Source organism: Crossiella sp. CA198 (assembly GCF_052078295.1).
Lineage (GTDB): Bacteria > Actinomycetota > Actinomycetes > Mycobacteriales > Pseudonocardiaceae > Crossiella.
Genome location: NZ_JBQJIM010000008.1, coordinates 1 through 15,756, shown reverse-complemented (window position 1 = coordinate 15,756; position 15,756 = coordinate 1). Strand labels below are relative to the sequence as shown.

The following is a 15,756-nucleotide window of genomic DNA, read 5'->3' as shown; positions in this document are numbered from 1 at the left end:
TCGGGGGAGAGCACTCTCGTGAACCAGCCCTACGGCCAGCAGCCCTATCAGCCTGGGCAGCAGCCCTTCCCCGGGCAGCAGCCTGGCCAGCAGTTTCCCGGCCAGCAGCCTTACCCCGGTCAGCAGCAGCCGGGCTACCCGGGCCAGCAGCAGCCGTACCCCGGCCCGCAGCCGACCCAGCCGTACCAGGCTCCGCACAGCGGCGGCTTTCCGGCGCAGCAGCCCCCGCCCGGCGCGTACCCCGGTGGCCCCGGCGGTTACCCGGGTCAGCAGCCGCAGCAGCAGTTCCCGCCGACCCAGCCCGGCCACGGCAGGCTGGTGCTGGACACCTCGTTCCTGCCGCTGGCCTTCATCCTCAACTGGTTCAAGCCCACGCTGACCATCAACGGCAGGCCAGGCCCGATCGAGTGGGGCCAGACCCCGATCGACCTGCCGCCCGGCCAGTACCACGTGAAGGTGCACTTCCACTACATCTTCATGGACGCCGGCCCGGCCGAGGCGATGATCCCGATCGCCGAGGGCCAGAACGTGCCGGTGTTCTACCGCGCACCCGCGTTCATGTTCGCCGGCGGCGCGATCGGCCCGGTGCCGCAGCCCACCCCCGCCATCGTGCCGATGATCGCCATCATGGCCGCGGTCTTCCTGCTCGCGCTGCTCCCGCTGCTGCTGATCTGATCCATCGCCGCTATCGCTGAGCCCGCCCGCTCGGCCACGATCGCTGTCATGAACGGACACAGCGAGGTGATCGTGGTCGGCGGCGGGCACAACGGACTCATCGCGGCGGTGCTGCTGGCCAGAGCCGGGCGCTCGGTACGCCTGCTGGAACGGGCCGGGCACCTCGGCGGCGCGTCCATCGGCAAACAGGTCTTCCCAGGTCAGCCCGCGCGGCTGTCCCAGTACTCCTACCTGGTCAGCCTGCTGCCGGACGCGCTGGCCGCAGAACTGCGGCTGCCGCTGGAACTGCGCTCCCGCGCGGTGTCCTCCTACACCCCCCTCCGCCGCGGTGGCCGCGATCTCGGGCTGCTGGTCGAACGCGAACCCGGCCCCGCCACCGAAGCCTCCTTCGCCGAGGTCACCGGCTCCGGCGCGGCCTGGACCGCCTGGCAGCGCTTCTACCGCCGCGTCGACGCCTTCGCCAAGGCCGTCGGCCCGGCCCTGGACGGCCCGCTGTCCCGGCGTGCGCGGGTACGGGACCGGGTCACCGCGCTGGCCGGCGCGGACACCTGGGACGACCTGGTCGAACGGCCACTCTCCGAGGTCCTCGAACGTGAGTTCGCCGACGACCTGATCCGCGGCGTGGTGGCCACCGACGGCCTGATCGGCATCGACACCTCGCTGTCCGACCCCGGCCTGGCGCAGAACCGCTGCTTCCTCTACCACGTGGCGGGCAACAGCTCGGGGGAGTGGCGGGTCCCGGTCGGCGGCATGGGCGCGCTCGCCGACGCCCTCACCGCCGCCGCCCAGTCCGCAGGCGTCGAGATCCACACCGGCACCCCGGTGCAGGCGGTGCGGGAGAACGGAAAACGGGTCGAGGTGTCCACAGTGGACGGACGTGAGTTCAGTGCCGACCACGTGCTCGCCGCGGTCGCCCCCGCCGTGCTCGATCGCCTGCTTGACCGCCCGGCCACCGACCCCGAGGGCAGCCAGCTCAAGGTGAACCTGTTGCTACGCAGGCTGCCCCGGCTGCGCAGCGGCGCCGACCCACGCCAGGCCTTCGCCGGGACGCTGCACCTCGGCGAGTCCTACACCGAACTGGAAGCCGCCCATGCCCTTGCCACGCAAGGGAAACTGTCCAACCCGCTGCCCTGCGAGGTCTACTGCCACTCGCTGACCGACCCGTCCATCCTCGGCCCACTCGCCGCCGAGGGCTACCACACACTCACCCTGTTCGGCCTGCACGCGCCCGCCCGCCTGTTCCGCGAACACGACCACCGCGCGGAAGCCACCGCCGCCGCCCTCGCCGCCCTCCAGCAGCACCTGGCCGAACCCCTGTCCGACGTGCTCGCCACCGACGCCGAAGGCAACCCCTGCGTGCAGGCATCCACCCCCGTTGACCTGGAACGGGACCTCGGCATGCCTGGCGGGCACATCTTCCACGGCGACCTGAGCTGGCCCTGGCTGGCCGATGACGAACCCGCCGAGACCCCGGCCCAGCGCTGGGGCGTGGCCGTGCCCGGCCTGCGCCGGGTGCTGCTGGCCGGGGCGGGCAGCAGACGCGGCGGCGGGGTCAGCGGTCTGGGCGGGCAGGCCGCGGCCCGCGCCGTTACCGAATCCGGCTGAGTTTCAGAACACAGCAGGTCAGGCCGGGTCCTGTGGCACACTGTCGCCGGTTCATGTAGCCCGATTGGGCTAATGGATGTATCGGAGACACTGGGGATGACCGCACCACGGACCGGCCTGCCCGGCTGGGCGAAAAAGCTCATCGGCTACGGGATCTTCGTCGCGATCGCGGCCGGATTCGGTATCTACAGCAGCTACACCAACGCCAAGGACGCCGCCGTCGGCGAATGCCTGCAGGGCAAGTCCGGCAACGCCGACTCCTACAAGCGCGCCGACTGCACGAAGCCGGAGGCGAGTTTCAAGGTCGCCGGCATCGTCGAGGACCAGAGCGAGTTCACCGTCCAACTCGGCCTGACCAACGTCTGCGAACCCTTCCCGACCGCGAAGTCGGTCTACTGGGAGGGCAAAAAGGGCGGCACCGGCCGAGTTCTGTGTCTCGAGCCGGTAACACATTAACGTTCGATTTGTGCGGTAGGTGACACCATGTCACCATTGCACGTCGCCCATGTGGGCGAACTTCAACAAGGAGACACTGGGGATGACGAACCCACAGGCCAACGCCCCGCAGGACCAGCCGATTCAGCCGGCCGGCGAGCAGCCCGCCGCGCCGAAAAAGAAGAAGAGCGTGCTGCCGAAGGTCCTCGGCATCCTGCTCGTGGTCCTGGTCGCTGGTGGCTTCGCGGTCTACCGCTACATGAACTCCGCGCAGAGCGCCAAGGTCGGCGAGTGCATCGCGGCCAAGGTCGAGGGCGAGAAGGTCAGCTCGGCCAACAAGGTCGACTGTGCCGGCGCGGACGCGCAGTACAAGGTCCTCGGCAAGTACGAGGACAAGAAGGAAGCCGACTTCAAGATCGAGCTGTGCGACCCGCACGCGGACACCACGGACGCGATCTGGGTTCCGGAGGGTCGCAGCGGCAGCGGCACCGTGCTCTGCCTCGCCGCGAACAAGAAGTGATCGTGAACGTGCGGTAACACCTGCCTGAAAAAGCCCCGGTTTCCGTCCTGGAAACCGGGGCTTTTTCGTCTCAGGCGGCCTTCGCCTCGCTGGCCGGCTGTTCCACCGGCGGCGGGCTACCGCGATGCCGCAGCGACAACAACCCGCCCACGATCAAAGTGATCGCCACGCCCAGCGGCGGATACCAGGGAAACGCCAGCCCCTTCGTCCCGCTGAGCACCGGCGGCAGGATGATCGCGGTCATCGTCGCCACCGTCACCAGGAAAGCGATGATCGCGTCGGACTGCCGGGCCCGTTTCACGATCAACCCGAGCAGGAACGCGCCGAGCAATGCGCCATAGGTGTAACCGGTGATCGACAAACCCTGTTCCACCAGGGTGTTGCCGCGCGAGGTGAACTGCGCGAACAACCCGGCGAACACGATCAGCAGCCCGGCCCAGATCACCGTCCAGATCCGGCCCTGCTTGAGCAGTTCGGTATCCGACAGCGGCCGCCGGACCACCCGCTGGTAGATGTCGGTGACCGTGGAGGAGGCCAGCGCGCCCAGCGAGGAACTCAGCGCGGCGGCCAGGATGCCCGCGATCACGAAGCCGGACAGGCCGCTGGGCAACTGGGTCACGATGAAGTTGGCGAACAGCTCGTCGTTGTTGTTCAGGCCCAGGTCCTGCACTGGTTTGGCCGCGTTGTAGAAGGCCCACAGCATCACGCCGATGAACAGGAACAGCGCGAACTGCACGAAGACGACCACACCGCTGGCGATCAGCGCCTTCTGACTCGCCTTCACGTCCCTGGTGGCCATCAGCCGCTGCACGATGAGCTGGTCCGCGCCGTGCGAGGCCATGGACAGCACCGCGCCACCCACCACCGCGGTCAGCAACGCGTACGGGCTGTACCGCGGATCCGAGGTGAGGTCGAAGACCTGGAACTTGTTGGCGTCCAAGGCCTTGCCCAGCCAGTCGCCGGGCAGCCGGTCGGCCAGCACCCAGATCACCACGGCCGCGCCGAGCAGGTACCAGACCATCTGGATCGCATCGACCCAGACCACCGCCCGCACCCCGCCGAAGAAGCTGTAGACCACCATCGCGATGCCCAGGACGAACACGATCGTCCAGTAGCTCGCCTGCACGCCGTAGGCGGCCAGCACCACCTTGACCGGGATCGCGGTGGCGAACAACCGCAGCCCGTCGGCCAGCAGCCGGGTGAACAGGAAGGTCACCGAGGCGGTGGTGCGCAACCCGTCGCCGAACCGCTTGCCCAGGAAGGCGTAGGCGGTGACCAGGTCACCGGCCACGTACTTGGGCAGCAGCACGAAGGAGACCACGATCCGGCCCAGCAGGTAGCCGATGGCCAGCGATAGGAAGGTCATCCCGCCCGCGCCGGGAGTGGCCAGGTAGGCCACCGTCGGCACGCTGAGCACGGTCAGCGTCGAGGTCTCCGCGGAGACCACGGACAGACAGACCACCCACCACGAGATCTTGCCCTCGCCAACGAAGTAGTCGCTGGCCGATTTCTGCCTGCCGCCGATCCAGATGCCCAGCAGCGGCATGCCCACCAGGAACACCGCGATGATGGCCAGGTCGAGACTGCGCACGTCCCACCTCCTGCTCTAACCGCCGGTTCGCACCGGCTCCCCAGTTGTGTGCCCCCGGTCAGCCCCCGTGGCCACGCAGCGCAGCGCGACCGGTGGTCGCGGCCATGGTGCGGGCAGTCGCAACGCGGTGCGGCCCGGGGTGATGCTGCCCAGCGGGCGCGGTCCGACCGCCCCTGTGGTCGCCGGCAGGTTTCCGGGCTGACCGCAGAAGGTGAGCAGGCCGAGCAACGCCGCAAGGTAGCCCTCCTTGCCGTCGGCAGGCAGTCCCTCGGCCGCGCTGGTGACCAGCTCGGCCGGGGCGAGATGCCTGCTCAGGGCGGCCATCAGCGTGGCGTTGTGCACCCCGCCTCCGGAAGCCACCACCCGGGTGGCCTCTTGCCGATCACACTCCTGGGCGACCGTGCGGGCGGTCAGCTCCACCAAAGTGGCCAGCAGATCCGGGCCCGAGGGCGGTGTGGACAGGCGGTTCAGGGCGGCGTTCAGGTACTCGGCGGTGAAATATTCCTTGCCGGTGGACTTCGGCGGCGCCAGCTCGTAGTACGGGTCGGCCAGCAGGGCGGACAACAGGTCCGGGTGAGGGGAGCCGATGGCGGCGAGCCGGCCCCCCTCATCGCGCTCCCGACGTTCCGGTAGCAGCCGGGCGGCCGAATCAAGCAGCGCGTTACCCGGACCTGTGTCGTAGGCCAGCGGCGGCAGACCGCCACCGACCACGCTGATGTTGGCGATGCCACCGAGGTTGAGCGCGGCCGTGCGCGCCCGCCCGTGGCCCAGCCAGAGCTGGTCGAACAGCCCGACCAGTGGCGCCCCGTGCCCGCCCGCGGCCACATCCCTGGCCCGCAGGTCGGCGACCACCGGCAGTCCGGTGGCCTCGGCGATCCAGGCGGGCTGGCCCAGCTGCAGGGTGCCCTCGCAGCGGCCGTCCTCCACCCAGTGGTAGATCGTCTGCCCGAGCGAGCCGATCAGATCGGCCTTGCCTGCGCAGAGTTCGGTGAGCCCGCGCAGCGCGGCCACCCCGAAGGCCCGCCCGACCAGCGTGTCCAGCCGGCACAGCTGCCGGGCCGAACAGTCCGCCGGGGGCAGCGCGGCCAGCAGTTCGGCGCGCAGCTCGTCGGGGTAGGGCACGTCCAGGCAGCCCAGCGGCCGCAGTTCGAGCCAGCCGTCCTGGGCAAGGCGGAACTCGGCCGCGGCCACGTCGATGCCGTCCATCGACGTGCCGGACAGCAGCCCGAGCACCCGCCAAGATTTCACAAGATGGGTCTATTGCATGGCGGAAGTTTACGCAAGTGTCCGCCGAAGTTGACGGCGAAGTTGATAGCGAGTCGAGATCAGCCCTTCAGCGCGGCCACCAGCTCCTTGCCCTTGGGGCTCAGGTTGTCCCGGCACTGGTCCATGTCCGGGCCGTGGCTGGCCCCGCCGGGCAGGCCCGGACCGAACTGGTTCATCGTCACCAGCACGTTGCCGTCGCTGAATCGCCCGTAGCAGCCGTCGCCGCCGGTGGACTTGGGGAACAACACGTTCTCGCCCTCCACCCGGTCCTCCGCCGAGCGGTCGATGCTCAGCCAGTACTGGGCGCCGTCCTTGGTCCCGTTGTGCTGGGGCTGGCCGTCGCTGACGAACAGCACGATGTCCGCGCTCACCGTCGCCTCCGGTTCCCTGGTGCGCCAGGAGCACTTGACCCGCACGGTCTGCAGATCGCCGTCGCCGCGGGCGGCCTGGGTGTCCTTCTTCTTCTCCGCGGCCTTGGGCATCAGGTCCGGGAACAGGGTCAACTTGGCGTTGAGCGCGGCGCACTCCGGCAGGTCGGTGTACTTGTCCGCGGGGCCAGGCTCGGCCGCGGCGCTGGTGCCGGGGGAGTCGGCCGGGTCGCCGGAGTTCAGGTAGACGACCACGCCGATCCCGGCCACCAGCAGCACCGCGAGCCCGGCCACGAGCGCGATCACCGGTCCGTTGTTCTTCTTCGGCGGCCGCGGATAGCCGTGGCCATAGCCGGGCGGCGGGTACTGCGGCTGCTGAGGGGGCTGGTGCTGGTGCGGGCCGGGCTGCATGGTCGACATCCTCGCCCAGACCCGACTCCGGCGAGGGCCGAACCGCCCATGATGCGAGGATGGGGGCGTGTCCACCGAAGTAATGATCTGGATCGCCGTAGCCGTCGCCGCGGTGCTGCTCATCGCGCTCGTCACCGGGATCGTGCTGGCCCGTCGCCGCCGGGTGAGCATTGCCGAGCAGGCCAGGCCCGAGGCCCCGGCCCGGTCCACCTACCAGGCGGACAGCAAGATCAGTTTCGCCTCCGGCACGGACACCGCGACCGCGCCGGCCGTCGAACCCGGACACCCGGTCGTCGAGCGCACCGAGGTCGACGGGCAGCCCGGCGTGGGCGATGACGCCGCGGTGCCCAGGGACACCCCGCGCCGGGACATCGTGGACGTGCCGCTGCCGCCCGCGGCCGAGGCGCCTGCCCCGATCGAGCCGGTGGTGGTCGCCGAGACCCACCCGGTGCCCGATGACATCGCGCCCACCGCCGGTCGCCTGGAGCGGCTGCGCGGCCGGCTGGTCAAGTCCCGCTCCGCGTTCGGCCAGGGCCTGCTCGGCCTGCTCGGCGCCGGCGATCTGGATGAGGACTCCTGGACCGAGGTCGAGGACACCCTGCTGCTGGCCGACCTGGGCGCGGCCACCACCGCGGAGATCATCGACCGGCTGCGCAAGGAGATCGTCACCCGCGGCGTGCGCACCCCGGAGGCCGCCCGCGCGGTGCTGCGCGAGGTGCTGGTGGACGCGCTCAAGCCGGAGCTGGACCGCTCGGTGCGCGCGCTGCCGCACGATGGCCGCCCGGCGGTGCTGCTGATCACCGGCGTCAACGGCACCGGCAAGACCACCACCACCGGCAAGCTGGCCAGGGTGCTGGTCGGCGATGGCCGCACGGTGATCCTGGGCGCGGCCGACACCTTCCGCGCCGCCGCCGCCGAACAGCTGGCCACCTGGGCCGAGCGCGCGGGGGCGGAGATCGTGCGCGGCAAGGAAGGCGCCGACCCGGCCAGCGTGGCCTTCGACGCGGTCAAGCGCGGCGTGGAGGCGGGCGTGGACGCGGTCCTGGTGGACACCGCGGGCCGCCTGCACACCAAGGCCGGCTTGATGGACGAGCTGGGCAAGGTCAAGCGGGTGGTGGAGAAGCAGGCCAAGGTGGACGAGGTGCTGCTCGTGCTGGATGCCACCACCGGCCAGAACGGCCTCACCCAGGCCAGGGTGTTCTCCGATGTGGTCGAGGTGACCGGCATCGTGCTGACCAAGCTGGACGGCACCGCCAAGGGCGGCATCGTCTTCCAGGTCCAGCGTGAACTGGGTGTCCCGGTCAAGCTGGTCGGCCTGGGTGAGGGTCCGGACGACCTGGCCCCGTTCGTCCCGGGCGCGTTCGTGGACGCTCTGCTTACGTAACCAGGAGTTCGTGCAGGTCCAGGGCGTCCCGGAAGTCCGGGACCACCCTGGACCCGGTGTTCAGGTCCACCGCTAGCTGCCGGTAGAGCGCGGCCACGTTGACCGCGGGCACCGGCAACTCCGAACCCGGCAGCGGCACCGGCTCGCCCTGGGTGTCCAGCAGTTCCAGCCGCCCGATCTGCGGCTGGATGGCCAATAGTTGGCGCTCTGGCGCGGAGACCAGCGTCAGCGTGCCCTCGGTCCCGGCGATCTCCAGGTGCACCCGGGGCCGGAACTGCTCGTTGTCGTGCACCAGCACCGTGGCCAGCGCCCCGCCGTCCAGTTCGGCCACCGCGGCCAGGTGATCCGGGGTGTTCACCTCGATCCGCTCCCCGGTCTCGGCGATCACCTGCTCGGTCACCTGGAGGGTGCTGCGGCCGCTGATCGCGCGGATCGGCCCGGCCAGGTGCCGCAGCAGGTCCACCGCGTGCCCGCCGAGCACCTCCACCAGCCCGGCGCCGTTGGCCCGGTCGAAGGTGTAGGCCATCCAGGCCGGGACCCCGCCCACGCCGCCCCTGGCCCGCGCGCTGAGCAGGGTGGCCGTCCGGATCCGTCCGATCTTGCCCTCGTCGATCAGCTTCCTGGCCGCGACCGCCGCCGGGCTGAACCGGCCCTGCAGGCCGATCACCGCGCGCACCCCGGCGGCCTCGGCGGCCTTGGCGAGTTCCTCCGCCTCCGCGGCGTCGCGGCCCAGCGGCCACTCGCAGTAGACGTGCTTGCCAGCGGCCAGCGCGGCCAGCACCAGCTCCCGGTGCGCGGGCACCTTCACGGTGACCACCACCAGGTCCACCTCGGGATGACCGGCCAGCTCCTCGGCGTTGGTGAAGGCATGCGCCGCGCCGAACCGCCGCTGCGCCTCCCTGGCGCTCTCCGCCCGGCTGGTGCCCACCGCGACCAGCCGGTACTGCTCCGGCAACGCGGCCAGCGCGGGCAGGTGCGCCATGGCCGCCCAGCCCCGGTCCGGGCTCGCGCCCAGGATGCCCACTCCGATCATTGGGTCCTCCTCATAAACGGGTCACGCTGACCCGTTTAGCTCGACCCTAGACTGCCGGCATGTCCGCCGTCGAGCAGCTGCTCTCCACCGGCGCCGCGCGCGCCGACGCCCGGCGCAACGTGGCCCGGCTGGTGGCCGCCGCCCGCGCCGCCCTGGACGAGCAGGGCCTTGGCGTGACCACCAGGGAGATCGCGCACCGGGCCGGGGTCGGCCTGGGCACCGTGCACCGCCGGGTGCCCTCGGTGGAGAAACTGATCGGCGCGATCCTGATCGACACCATCGACTCGATGGCCGGACTGGTCGCCGAGGCCGCGCGGGAACCCGATCCGTGGCTGGCCTTCGCCGGCTTCGCCGAGTCCTACGTGCAACTGCGCGCGGCCAGCTGCGGCCTGCACGCCGCGCTCTCCGGCGACGGCGACCTCAACCTCAGCGGCCCCCTGGACCGGCTGCGCGAGGAGGTGACCGCTTTGATCCAGCGGACCCAGGACGCGGGCGCGATCCGCGCCGACCTGGACCCGCACGACGTGTTCTTCGTGCTGGCCACCGCCATCCCGGCCGAACGCACCATGGGCCTGCTCGCCCGTCCGGACCAGTGGCGGCGCAATCTGGGTGTCCTGTTGGACGGTCTGCGCAACGCAGCCGTAACAACACCGTCGGCACAGTTCACGCCGGTGAAACCTCCGGCGTAACCGGACGAAACACCGGATCTCGATCCTTCCGTGCAACGTGGCAGGCACGGGAGGACTACGAGAATGAATCAAGGCGACACCGCCTGGGTGCTGATCAGCGCCGCTCTGGTGCTGCTCATGACGCCGGGACTTGCGTTCTTCTACGGCGGCATGGTGCGCGCGAAGAGCGTGCTCAACATGCTCATGATGAGCATCGGCAGCATGGCCGTGGTCGGCGTGCTGTGGGTGCTCTTCGGCTACTCCTTCACCTTCGGCAAGGACGTGGCGGGCGGCTGGCTGGCCGATCCGACCGAGTTCTTCGGCCTCGATGGCCTGCTGAGTCCGGAGTCGCTGTCCGGCACCATTCCCACTACGGCGTTCGTCGCCTTCCAGGCCATGTTCGCGATCATCACCGTGGCGCTGATCTCCGGCGCCGTGGCCGACCGTGCCCGGTTCGGGCCGTGGCTGCTGTTCACCGCGCTCTGGGTGACGGTGGTCTACTTCCCGGTCGCGCACTGGGTCTTCGACTTCGACGGCAAGGACGCGGACGGCAACGTCATCGACCCCGGTGGCTGGATCGCCAACCAGCTGGCCGCGATCGACTTCGCCGGCGGCACCGCGGTGCACATCAACGCCGGCGCCGCGGCACTGGCCCTGGTGCTGGTGCTGGGCAAGCGGCGCGGCTGGCCCAAGGAGCCGATGAAGCCGCACAACCTGCCGCTGGTGGTGCTCGGCGCGGGTCTGCTGTGGTTCGGCTGGTTCGGCTTCAACGCGGGTTCCGCGCTGGCGGCCAACACCACCGCCGCGGTCACCTTCGTCAACACCCTGGTCGCCACCGCGGCCGCCACCCTGGGCTGGCTGCTGGTCGAGCGCATCCGCGACGGCAAGCCGACCACCCTGGGCGCGGCCTCGGGCATCGTGGCCGGTCTGGTCGCCATCACCCCGGCCTGTTCCGCGGTCACCCCGCTGGGCGCGATCGCGGTCGGCGCCATCGCCGGTGTGCTCTGCGCCCTGGCAGTCAGCCTGAAGTACAAGCTGGGCTACGACGACTCGCTCGACGTGGTCGGCGTGCACCTGGTCGGCGGTCTGGCCGGCACCCTGCTGATCGGCCTGTTCGCCTCCGAATCGGCCCCGGCCAAGGTCAACGGCCTGTTCTACGGCGGCGGCTTCGACCAGCTGGGCAAGCAGGCGATCGGCGCGTTCGCGGTGCTGGCCTACTCCTTCGTGCTCTCCTTGCTCATCGCCTTCCTGGTCAAGGTCACCGTCGGCTTCCGGGTCGATCCGGAAGCCGAGGTCGAGGGCATCGACGAGGCCGAACACGCGGAGAGCGCCTACGAGTTCGCCACCTTCGGCGGCCGCGGCGGCGCCTTCAAGTCGGCGGGGACCTCCACCACCGCGAGTCTTGAGGAGAGCAAGGCATGAAGCTGGTAACCGCGATCGTCAAGCCGTTCACCATCGACGACGTGAAGGCCGCGCTCGAACAGCTCGGAGTGCTCGGCATGACCGTCAGCGAGGTCCAGGGCTACGGCAGGCAGAAGGGGCACACCGAGGTCTACCGCGGCGCCGAGTACGCGGTGGACTTCGTGCCCAAGGTCCGCATCGAGGTGCTCATCGACGACACCGGGGTGGACAAGGTGGTCGACGCGATCGTCGAATCCGCCCGCACCGGCAAGATCGGCGACGGCAAGGTCTGGGTCACCCCGGTGGACACTGTGGTCCGGGTGCGCACCGGGGAACGCGGCACCGACGCGATCTGAGCAGTTCCACAGGTAGATAGGGCCGGATGTGGCGGTTCCGTTGGCGCCCAACGGAACCGCCACATCCGGCGTCTTGCGAGCAAGGCGGGGCACAGCATGAGCGCAGGGGTCAGCGAATCGGTCGGGCCAACCGCGGCGGACCTGGTGCGAGCGCGGCAGTTGCTGCTCGCGCCCGCCCCCGGCCACCGGAAACTGGCCGCGGAGCCACTACGCGCCGCGCTGGTCGACCTGCACGATTTCTGGCTGGCCGCGCATGCCGGGATGGCCGGCATCGGCGGCGCGGGCAGCGGCACCGCACTCATCGCCGTCGGCGCGCTCGGCCGCCGGGAACTGGCCCCACACTCGGATCTGGATCTGGTTCTAGTCCACAATGGACGGGCCGAGGTCGGCGCGCTGGCCGACCGGCTCTGGTACCCGCTGTGGAACTCCGGCGTCGGCCTGGACCACTCGGTGCGCACGCTCGCCGAGGCGGAGAAGGTGGCCGCCACCGACCTGCGCGCCGCGCTGGGCCTGCTGGAGGTGCGGCACCTGGTCGGCGACCAGGCGCTGTCCGAACGACTTGCCGCAGGCGCGCGGCAGAGCTGGCGGGCCGGCATCCGGACCCGGTTCGAGGACCTGGTCGAGGCCGCCGAACACCGCTGGCAGCGCTCTGGCGAGGTCGCGCACCGGGTCGAACCCGACCTGAAGAACGGCAAGGGCGGCCTGCGCGACCTCAACCTGCTCGACGCGCTGGCCGCCACCCAGCTGGTGGACCGGCCCGGCCCCGAGGTCCGCGCCGCCCGCACGCTGCTGCTGGACGTGCGCACCGAACTGCACCGCGGCGTCGGCAAGGCCCGCGACGTCATCCGGGCCGAGGACGGCGACGAGATCGCCATGGCGCTGGGCGTCGGCGACCGTTTCGAGCTGGCCCGGCTGCTCTCCGCCACCGGCCGCACCGTGGCCTACGCGGTCGACGTGGCCCTGCGCACCACACGCAACGCGTTGCCGCGCAAGGGTTTCGCCGCACTCAGCAGTCGCGCCCCGTGGAACCGCGGCCCGGCCAGGCGGCCACTGGACGACGGCGTGGTGCTGCACGGCGGCGAGGTAGCGCTGGCCCGCGACGCGGTGCCGGCCCGCGATCCCGGCCTGCTGCTGCGGGTGGCCGCCTCGGCCGCGCGCACCGGCAGCCCGATCGCCGCTGGCACCCTGGCCCGGCTGGCCGACTCCGCGCCCGAACTGCGCAGGCCATGGCCCAGCGCGGCCCGCCAGGAACTGCTCGCCCTGCTCGGCTGCGGCCGCGGGCTGATCGACGTGGTCGAGGCGCTGGACCGGACCGACCTGTGGGGACGGCTGTTCCCGGAGTGGGGCGCCGTCCGCGACCTGCCGCCCCGCGATGCCGCGCACACCTGGACGGTGGACCGGCACCTGGTGCACGCGGTGGCCAACGCCGCCCGGCTGGCCACCACCGTCTCCCGCCCCGACCTGCTGCTGCTGGCCACCCTGCTGCACGACATCGGCAAGGGCCGCGACGGCGACCACTCCGAGGTCGGCGCCGCACTGGCCACCCAGGTCTGCGAACGCCTCGGCCTGTGGCCATCGGATGTGGCCATCGTGGCCAGGGTGGTCCGGCACCACCTGCTGCTGCCGCACACCGCCACCCGCCGCGACGTGGAGGACCCGGCCACCGTGCACCGCGTGGTGGACACCCTCGACGGCGACCCGGTGGCCCTGGAACTGCTGCACGCGCTGGCCGAGGCCGACTCACTGGCCACCGGACCCGGCGTGTGGACGGAGTGGAAGGCCGCCCTGATCACCGACCTGGTCCGCCGCTGCCGCGCCGCCATGGCCGGGGAGCACCTGGAAGGCCCCGGCCCGCTCGACCCGGACCAGCAGGCCCTCGCCGAGGCCGCGGTCGCCTCCGGCAAGCCACACGTGGTGATCACCCCGAACGGCCAGACCGCCACCGTCACCGTGCTCGCCCCGGACCGGATCGGCCTGCTCTCCCTGGCCAGCGGCGTGCTCGCGCTCAACTCCCTGGAAGTGCACGCGGCCGAGGTCAGCGCGCACGCAGGCGCCGGCGTGGAGACCTTCACCGTGTCCCCGCGCTTCGGCACCCTGCCCGATGCCGCACTGCTGCGCGAACAACTGGTCAAGGTGGTCGAGGGCACCCTCTCGCTGACCGACCGGCTGGCCGCCAAGGAACGCGACTACGGCGGCCCGCCTGAGCAGATCGCCCCGCCCAAGGTGCTCTGGTTCGACGACGAGGCCAGCGGCGCGGTGGTGCTGGAACTACGCGCCACCGACCGGATCGGCCTGCTGCACCGGATCGCCGCCGCCCTGGAGAGCTGCAAGGTCGACGTGCGCTGGGCCAGGGTGGCCACCCTGGGCGGCACCGTCGTGGACTCCTTCAGCCTCACCACCGCCGACAACGGCCTGTGCGAGCCCGGCAGCCCGGCCCGCCGCAAGATCGAGAAAGCGGTGCTGGCCGCCGCCCGCTGACCCGGGAACCGCCTTAGCTGAGCGGAACCGATGGCAGGACCTGCGGCACGTTCAGCAGGTGCGCGTTGGCGTGCACCCGCTCAATCACGTCGTCGAACGTGGGCCCCGGCCCAGCGCCGTAGTAGAGGTTCCGCATCGCGTCGTCGTGGTGTTGACGCAGTTGCGGGCCGAGCGGCCCAGTGGGGTCGAAGGCTGAGCAGCGGCTGAACCCGCCGACCGGCGGGGGTCGGTCGCCCTGAAACTGCTCCGAGATCGCGTAGCAGTCAGCGAGGACCGCGCCGGCGGTCGACTGGTCGGCGAGGAAGGCGAGGGTCTGTTCGTCGCCGAGCAAGGCCCAGATGTCGTAGATCCGCAACCCGAACCGGCTCTGACCTGGGCATATGGTCCTGTTTTCCAGGGGTGAACCAAGATCATGCCGTCGCCAGGCCGTCAGGCCGTCACCACGGCGGCCTGGGCCGAATGACGCGGGGCGAACATCTCGTTCACAGCCTGGCGAGCGCGGGAGTAACTAGACGGCATCAGGTGGGTGTAAGTCTTGAGCGTGAACCCCTCCGAGGAGTGGCCCAGGTAAGCCGCCAGCTCCTTGACCGTCACCCCGCGTTCCAGCAAGGCCGAGGCGAACAGGTGCCGCAACGCGTGCATCCCATCCACACGGTCCGCATAGGACAAACCGGCCTTGGTGAACGTCGGCCGCCACACCACACTGTTGAACGTCTGCCGGGTGTAGAGATCCCCCGCATCGTTGACCATCAGCACCCGGACGGTCTCCGTGGCACGGCCGTCCCGCTCGGCCCACGGCAGGGTGATCTCTACCGGGGGATACCTTTTGGCATAGGCGTCCAGATCATCCAGCACCCCATGCCCCAACGGGATCACACGGGTCTTGTGCCCCTTGGGCAACTTGAACTTCCGCGCCCCGTTCACGGTGACCATTTGCCGGGTGCAGTGATACACCATCTCCTTGCGGTCGACGTTGTCCAGGCTGAAGGCGAACACCTCGCCCTGACGCAGCCCCAGCCCCGCCCCCAGCGGAATGCAGGGCTTGAACCGGGTCGGGAGCGCCAGCTCCACTCTGCGCAGCCGGGTATCCGGCCACGGGGTGATGTTGCGTGAAATCGGCTTGGGCGGGTGCACCGAGGCATCCCGGCACGGATTGATTTTGATCTTGCCATCGGCTACCGCCGCGTCAAGGACCGAGGACACCAGACCGAACACCTGACGCTGATACCCCGCTGACACGGGTTTGTCCTGCTCATTCATCCACGCCAGCCACTTCCGGATCACATCCGGCGTGCTGAACGAGGACAACAGTTTCCGCCCCAGGAACGGGTACACCTGACTGTTCATCCGGCTGGTCAGTGTGTCCACTGTGGACTCATCTTGTGACCGGGCGGCCAGCACCGTGACCGCATACGCCTTGAACTCCACATTCCCCGCATTCGGGTCGGTGTAGGTCCCGGCATACTTGTCGTTCTCGACCTTGGTCATGAACTCCTTAGCCCGCCCCAACTGCTTGTCCGGGAAGGACTTCGACCGCTCACGCTTGTCCGGGTCTTGGTACTTCA

General features: G+C 70.4%; 15 protein-coding genes. 9 read left to right on the top strand and 6 right to left on the bottom strand.

Going from position 1 to position 15,756, the window contains the following annotated elements; all coding sequences use genetic code 11:
- The first annotated feature begins 18 nt into the window (after positions 1–18).
- The 4 genes from ACTOWY_RS14755 (at position 19) to ACTOWY_RS14740 (ending at position 3,235) form a co-directional block, all read left to right on the top strand.
- The gene (locus ACTOWY_RS14755) at positions 19–675 is read left to right on the top strand and encodes a hypothetical protein (RefSeq protein WP_441310195.1); all 657 of its coding nucleotides are present in this window, start codon (positions 19–21) and stop codon (positions 673–675) included.
- 48 nt (positions 676–723) lie between these two features.
- Positions 724–2,280, top strand: coding sequence for a phytoene desaturase family protein (locus ACTOWY_RS14750; protein ID WP_441310194.1), 1,557 nt, complete (start codon positions 724–726; stop codon positions 2,278–2,280).
- A gap of 96 nt (positions 2,281–2,376) precedes the next feature.
- The gene (locus ACTOWY_RS14745; protein WP_441310193.1) at positions 2,377–2,736 is read left to right on the top strand and encodes an LppU/SCO3897 family protein; all 360 of its coding nucleotides are present in this window, start codon (positions 2,377–2,379) and stop codon (positions 2,734–2,736) included.
- Between the two features lie 82 nt (positions 2,737–2,818).
- On the top strand, positions 2,819–3,235 hold the full coding sequence (locus tag ACTOWY_RS14740) for an LppU/SCO3897 family protein (protein ID WP_441310192.1): 417 nt from the start codon (positions 2,819–2,821) through the stop codon (positions 3,233–3,235).
- A 70-nt stretch (positions 3,236–3,305) separates the two neighbouring features.
- On the opposite strand, the gene ACTOWY_RS14735 is transcribed toward ACTOWY_RS14740, so the two are convergent.
- From ACTOWY_RS14735 to ACTOWY_RS14725, 3 genes are all read right to left on the bottom strand, one after another.
- Positions 3,306–4,826, bottom strand: a complete 1,521-nt coding sequence (locus ACTOWY_RS14735; protein WP_441310191.1) for a sodium:solute symporter — start codon at positions 4,824–4,826, stop codon at positions 3,306–3,308.
- Between the two features lie 15 nt (positions 4,827–4,841).
- On the bottom strand, positions 4,842–6,032 hold the full coding sequence (locus tag ACTOWY_RS14730; RefSeq protein WP_441310468.1) for an anhydro-N-acetylmuramic acid kinase: 1,191 nt from the start codon (positions 6,030–6,032) through the stop codon (positions 4,842–4,844).
- A gap of 119 nt (positions 6,033–6,151) precedes the next feature.
- Positions 6,152–6,880: a hypothetical protein gene (locus tag ACTOWY_RS14725; protein ID WP_441310190.1), complete on the bottom strand. Its 729-nt coding sequence runs from the start codon at positions 6,878–6,880 to the stop codon at positions 6,152–6,154.
- 58 nt (positions 6,881–6,938) lie between these two features.
- On the opposite strand from ACTOWY_RS14725, the gene ftsY reads away from it, so the two are divergent.
- Positions 6,939–8,255 carry a signal recognition particle-docking protein FtsY gene (gene ftsY / locus ACTOWY_RS14720; protein WP_441310189.1) on the top strand — a complete coding sequence of 439 codons (1,317 nt, stop codon included), beginning with the start codon at positions 6,939–6,941 and terminating at the stop codon, positions 8,253–8,255.
- On the opposite strand, the gene ACTOWY_RS14715 is transcribed toward ftsY, so the two are convergent.
- Positions 8,248–9,288 carry a Gfo/Idh/MocA family protein gene (locus ACTOWY_RS14715; RefSeq protein WP_441310188.1) on the bottom strand — a complete coding sequence of 347 codons (1,041 nt, stop codon included), beginning with the start codon at positions 9,286–9,288 and terminating at the stop codon, positions 8,248–8,250. The genes ftsY and ACTOWY_RS14715 overlap by 8 nt on opposite strands.
- Before the next feature lie 59 nt (positions 9,289–9,347).
- On the opposite strand from ACTOWY_RS14715, the gene ACTOWY_RS14710 reads away from it, so the two are divergent.
- The 4 genes from ACTOWY_RS14710 (at position 9,348) to ACTOWY_RS14695 (ending at position 14,191) form a co-directional block, all read left to right on the top strand.
- Complete coding sequence (locus tag ACTOWY_RS14710) at positions 9,348–9,977, top strand: TetR/AcrR family transcriptional regulator (protein WP_441310187.1); 630 nt, start codon at positions 9,348–9,350, stop codon at positions 9,975–9,977.
- 63 nt (positions 9,978–10,040) lie between these two features.
- Complete coding sequence (locus ACTOWY_RS14705; RefSeq protein WP_441310186.1) at positions 10,041–11,378, top strand: ammonium transporter; 1,338 nt, start codon at positions 10,041–10,043, stop codon at positions 11,376–11,378.
- A complete protein-coding gene (locus ACTOWY_RS14700) occupies positions 11,375–11,713 on the top strand; it encodes a P-II family nitrogen regulator (RefSeq protein WP_185009070.1) in 339 nt (112 codons plus the stop codon). The genes ACTOWY_RS14705 and ACTOWY_RS14700 overlap by 4 nt, the downstream gene beginning before the upstream one ends.
- A gap of 96 nt (positions 11,714–11,809) precedes the next feature.
- Complete coding sequence (locus tag ACTOWY_RS14695; protein WP_441310185.1) at positions 11,810–14,191, top strand: [protein-PII] uridylyltransferase; 2,382 nt, start codon at positions 11,810–11,812, stop codon at positions 14,189–14,191.
- 13 nt (positions 14,192–14,204) lie between these two features.
- Here ACTOWY_RS14695 and ACTOWY_RS14690 read toward each other — a convergent pair whose 3' ends face one another.
- Both ACTOWY_RS14690 and ACTOWY_RS14685 read right to left on the bottom strand, forming a co-directional pair.
- A complete protein-coding gene (locus tag ACTOWY_RS14690; protein ID WP_441310184.1) occupies positions 14,205–14,546 on the bottom strand; it encodes a hypothetical protein in 342 nt (113 codons plus the stop codon).
- Between the two features lie 74 nt (positions 14,547–14,620).
- On the bottom strand, positions 14,621–15,679 hold the full coding sequence (locus tag ACTOWY_RS14685; RefSeq protein WP_441310183.1) for a tyrosine-type recombinase/integrase: 1,059 nt from the start codon (positions 15,677–15,679) through the stop codon (positions 14,621–14,623).
- Positions 15,680–15,756 lie beyond the last annotated feature (77 nt).

What these genes read in the sequence shown, in the direction of transcription:
- ACTOWY_RS14750 (WP_441310194.1), top strand. Translation starts at nt 724, where the DNA reads ATGAACGGACACAGCGAGGTGATCGTGGTCGGCGGCGGGCACAACGGA.
- ACTOWY_RS14745 (WP_441310193.1), top strand. Translation starts at nt 2,377, where the DNA reads ATGACCGCACCACGGACCGGCCTGCCCGGCTGGGCGAAAAAGCTCATC.
- ACTOWY_RS14740 (WP_441310192.1), top strand. Translation starts at nt 2,819, where the DNA reads ATGACGAACCCACAGGCCAACGCCCCGCAGGACCAGCCGATTCAGCCG.
- ACTOWY_RS14730 (WP_441310468.1), bottom strand. Translation starts at nt 6,032, where the DNA reads ATGGACGGCATCGACGTGGCCGCGGCCGAGTTCCGCCTTGCCCAGGAC.
- ACTOWY_RS14725 (WP_441310190.1), bottom strand. Translation starts at nt 6,880, where the DNA reads ATGTCGACCATGCAGCCCGGCCCGCACCAGCACCAGCCCCCTCAGCAG.
- ACTOWY_RS14715 (WP_441310188.1), bottom strand. Translation starts at nt 9,288, where the DNA reads ATGATCGGAGTGGGCATCCTGGGCGCGAGCCCGGACCGGGGCTGGGCG.
- ACTOWY_RS14710 (WP_441310187.1), top strand. Translation starts at nt 9,348, where the DNA reads ATGTCCGCCGTCGAGCAGCTGCTCTCCACCGGCGCCGCGCGCGCCGAC.
- ACTOWY_RS14705 (WP_441310186.1), top strand. Translation starts at nt 10,041, where the DNA reads ATGAATCAAGGCGACACCGCCTGGGTGCTGATCAGCGCCGCTCTGGTG.
- ACTOWY_RS14700 (WP_185009070.1), top strand. Translation starts at nt 11,375, where the DNA reads ATGAAGCTGGTAACCGCGATCGTCAAGCCGTTCACCATCGACGACGTG.
- ACTOWY_RS14695 (WP_441310185.1), top strand. Translation starts at nt 11,810, where the DNA reads ATGAGCGCAGGGGTCAGCGAATCGGTCGGGCCAACCGCGGCGGACCTG.
- ACTOWY_RS14685 (WP_441310183.1), bottom strand. Translation starts at nt 15,679, where the DNA reads ATGACCAAGGTCGAGAACGACAAGTATGCCGGGACCTACACCGACCCG.